The sequence below is a fragment of the Streptomyces sp. NPDC006872 genome (assembly GCF_040635845.1).
Classification (GTDB): domain Bacteria; phylum Actinomycetota; class Actinomycetes; order Streptomycetales; family Streptomycetaceae; genus Streptomyces.
Genome location: NZ_JBEYIL010000002.1, coordinates 824225 through 825167, shown reverse-complemented (window position 1 = coordinate 825167; position 943 = coordinate 824225). Strand labels below are relative to the sequence as shown.

At 70.4% G+C, this 943-nt stretch carries 2 protein-coding genes; both read right to left on the bottom strand.

The features are described from left to right. Positions 1-22: 22 nt before the first annotated feature. A complete protein-coding gene (locus tag ABZ725_RS08645; RefSeq protein WP_358801992.1) occupies positions 23-424 on the bottom strand; it encodes a hypothetical protein in 402 nt (133 codons plus the stop codon). After that, on the bottom strand, positions 421-900 hold the full coding sequence (locus ABZ725_RS08640) for a YbaB/EbfC family nucleoid-associated protein (RefSeq protein WP_358801991.1): 480 nt from the start codon (positions 898-900) through the stop codon (positions 421-423). The genes ABZ725_RS08645 and ABZ725_RS08640 overlap by 4 nt, the downstream gene beginning before the upstream one ends. Positions 901-943: the final 43 nt, after the last annotated feature.

The following is a 943-nucleotide window of genomic DNA, read 5'->3' as shown; positions in this document are numbered from 1 at the left end:
GTCCGACAGCCGTGCCCGCTGCTCAGTGCCGCGTGTCGGAGCCGGAGTCGGAGCCGTAGCCCGAGTCGAGGTCGTCCATCACGGAGTCCGTCCGGGACCGCTCGTCGTTGATCTCGTCCTGGGCGTACTGGCTGGTGCCCCTGATGCTGTTCATGTTGCTCAGGGTCGCGTCGACCACGCCGACGACCGCCTGCTCCATCGGGTCGCCGACCGCGCGGACGTTCCTGTTGCGCTCGTCCCAGCTCAGCTGGAACTGCTGGGACGGCTTGTCCGTGCCGTCACCGGGCCACGCCGAGAAGAGCTGTACGCCCGCGTCGAAGTCGGCGAACATGCTGACGATCTCCCGGCTCATGTCCCGCATCTCCTCGCCGCACTGCCTCAGCTCGGGGATGTTCGCCACGAACCTGCCTTCGTCGACGCTCATGCCCTGCTCCTGCCTGTGGAGGTGTCGGTGTCGGTGTCGTCCTCGTGGATCTCGTCGCGCAACCGGTCGCCCGCCGACCGGCCGCCGCCCCGGCCGTTGCCGCCCACGGCGTCGGCCCCGAAGATGCCCGCCCAGTCGACCTCGATGGGCCGACCCCCGGGGATCGCCGGATTGGCGCCCATCAGCGGGCCGAAGGTGTCCATCACCTGGCGGGTGACCTTGGTACGGGCCTGGTGAGCGGCCTCCAGGACCGAGGCGGACAGCTGGGTGGCCGTCATGCCCTGGTACTTGTTGTCCAGGAACTTCAGGCCGGTCAGCTGCCCCTGCGCCCCGACCGTGGCCTCCACGGCGCGGTCCCGGGAGCGGGCCGTCGCGGTGGCGTCGCGCAGCCCGGCCTCGGCCTTGGCCACGGCGGCCTGGGTGGCCTCCAGGTGGGCCATCGCCTCGGCTATCTGCTGGTTGATTCCCTCGGTCACCGGTCGTCGCTCCTCTGGTTCACCTGCACGCTCATCGGTCGCC

Bases quoted from the DNA above. Each gene is read 5' to 3' on its own strand.
- ABZ725_RS08645 (WP_358801992.1), bottom strand. From the start codon at position 424: ATGAGCGTCGACGAAGGCAGGTTCGTGGCGAACATCCCCGAGCTGAGG.